This window comes from Trebonia sp., from assembly GCF_030042015.1.
Lineage (GTDB): Bacteria > Actinomycetota > Actinomycetes > Streptosporangiales > Streptosporangiaceae > Trebonia.
This window is the reverse complement of sequence record NZ_JASIAL010000359.1, coordinates 1-2,552: the sequence shown is the minus strand read 5'-3', so window position 1 is coordinate 2,552 and position 2,552 is coordinate 1. Positions and strand designations below refer to the sequence as shown.

1 protein-coding gene and 1 pseudogene are annotated in these 2,552 nt (G+C 71.6%); one reads left to right on the top strand and one right to left on the bottom strand.

Annotation, left to right across the window (positions count from 1 at the left end):
- Nucleotides 1–1,929 (bottom strand): DUF6049 family protein (locus Q1N79_RS19405; protein WP_300610900.1); only part of this gene is annotated, 1,929 nt, incomplete at its 3' end.
- 84 nt (nt 1,930–2,013) lie between these two features.
- Here Q1N79_RS19405 and Q1N79_RS19400 point away from each other — a divergent pair.
- Nucleotides 2,014–2,552, top strand: a pseudogene (locus Q1N79_RS19400) (CCA tRNA nucleotidyltransferase); the annotation flags it as partial.

Sequence of the window (2,552 nt, the reverse complement as noted above, 5' to 3'; positions counted from 1 at the left end):
CGTCACCGTGCCCGTCTTCCCGGCCGGCACCACGATCAGGGCGTGCGGGTTCGCGACAGAAAGCTCGCTGCCCGGCGGCACGATCACCTCGACCCCGACCTGGACGGGCAGCTGCCCGGCGTTCTGCACGGATATCGGTGCCGGGCCGGAGGCGCCGCCAAGCAGCAGCTTCGTTCCCGCGAGGATCTGGACCTTCTGCTCCCAGTACCGCAGGTAGTCCGCGAGCTTGGTCAGCGCCAGCCATCCGGTGGCCCCGCCCGCGCCGCGCCAGGCCGAAGACTCGGTGCCCACCGCCGCGGCGTCGAGCCTCTGCAGCAGGCTGGCGCTCGGCTGGTACAGCAGGTCCGTGTACAGCGCGAGGCTGCTGTCGACCGACCTGACCTCGCTGAGGTAGCCGCTGCCCAGCTCGGCGGTGTCGACCTGGCTGCCCGCCAGCGGCTGGCGCGCCTTGAGATCGCCGGCGGCGGCGGCCAGGCTGGACAGCCCCACCGGGTGCAGCCAGGGCAGCGACGAGGTGAGCGAAAGGAGCCTTTCTGCCTCGCCCGCCGGCGGGTCCCAGCGCTGGGGCGGCGCGATGACCAGGGAGCGCTTCTGGTAAGGCGCCTCGGCGGCGATCATCGCGGTCTGTGCGACGAAGTCCTGCTCGGCCGCGAACTGCGCGCCCGCCGGCGCGCCGGCCGATGCCGAGCCGAGCACGCTGGTCAGCTCCGAATCCGCCAGCAGGACCCCCATCGTGGTGCCGGTGCCCGTCGTGGTCGCGGCGAGGGCGTTGTCGTACGGCGCGTCCGTGGACGTCATCTCACCGCTGTTCAGCACGACGGTGGAGATGCCGCCGTTGGTGGCGAGGCTGGTGAGAACGCTCGCGTCCGCGGTCCCGTCGGCTGGCCAGGCGAGCGCCGCTGACCCGCCGTCGCCCGGACCGTTTCCGTCTATCCCGAACGGACGCTGCAGTATCTTCCTGGCGACCGACTCCCCGAGCTGGTAGGCGGTCCGCACGTCAGCGTCCAGGCCTGCCTGGGTCAGCGCGGCGACGTCGGCGTCTGCGTAGGGGGTAACGACCACGGGTTCGCCGGCCGTCCCGGTCCGCAGCGTGGCCAGCCAGCTGGCGGCGGCCCCGCTGGCGGGGAGAACGGGCGCGCCGGTGCAGGTGGCGTTGCCGCCGACGAAGTGCCTTTGTGCCATCAGCTGCGCGTCGGACAGCAGCGCCGGATCGACTACCCAGGTCAGCTCGTCCTGCTGGGCCCACTGCTCGCCGACCGCGAGCAGGGTGCCGAGCCGCCCCCCGGTGCTCAGGCTCGCCGCCAGCGAGTTCGTGGCCAGCGTCTGCGGGCACGGGCCCTGCTGCGGTTCGTCGATGAGCGGCCAGAGCCAGGCGGTGCTCAGCGAGTCCGCGGAGTCATTCCCCGGCCAGAACGGCAGGAAAGTGCGCTCGGTGCTGAGCGGGTTGCCATCGGCGGACTCGGCCTGTGCCTCGAGCGGGTACACGCCGAACGTGGCGCCGTAGTAGGCCGCGGCCGCGCTGAACGACGCGGACCAGCGCACGGTGCTGCCGCTGCGCACCGTGCCCGGCACCACGTACGGGGTGCCGATCGGCACCGGGGACATCACCGAGTTGCTGCCGGCGGCGTAGCTGTCCATCTGCGAGCGGGCCAGGAAGTCCTGGTCCTCGGTCAGCAGCTGTACCTGGATGCCCTGCAGGGGCGAGCCGGTATCGTTGGTTACCGTCCCGCTTACCGTCACGGTCGAGCTGGGAGTCGCGAAGCTCGGGTTCAGCGCGTCGATAGAGATGGTGAGCTGGTGAGAGGAAGCGCTGTCCGTTCGGGCTGACTGTTGTGTTTCCTGGACGTGGGCTGCCGCGGCCGGTGCGGCGAGAACCGGTCCGGCGAGGGCGAGGAAGCCAGCCATCAGGGTACGAACGACAGTGCGCACGCTTCGCATGCTATTGCCGTTTTCCGGAAAGGATTGGGCTAGATACCCTCGATGCCCGTGTCAGATTCCACCTCCGCTGCCACCATGCGTGCCGACCAGCGTAAGGCGGCCACGGCGCTGCTGCGCGCGCTCACGCCGGCCGCGGCCGAGCTCGGGGAGCTGTTCACCCGGGCCGGGCACGAGCTCGCGCTCGTCGGCGGGCCGGTGCGGGACGTCTTCCTCGGCAGCCGCCCCGGTGACCTGGACCTGACCACCGACGCGGTCCCCGAGCGGGTCCTCGCGATTACCCGCGGGTGGGCCGACAGCACTTGGACGGTGGGGATCGAGTTCGGCACGGTCGGCCTGCGCAAGGGCGAGGTCGTGTTCGAGATCACGACCTACCGCAGCGAGCGGTACGGACCGCGCTCGCGCAAGCCCGACGTGCGCTACGGCACGTCGCTTGCGCAGGACCTGGCGCGCCGGGACTTCACGATCAACGCGATGGCGGCGCGGCTGCCCTCCTATGAGCTTGTCGACCCGTTCGGGGGCCTGGCGGCGCTGGCCGAACGCGTGATCCGCACGCCGGGGCGCCCCGAGGACTCGTTTTCCGACGACCCGCTGCGGATCCTGCGCGCCGCCAGGTT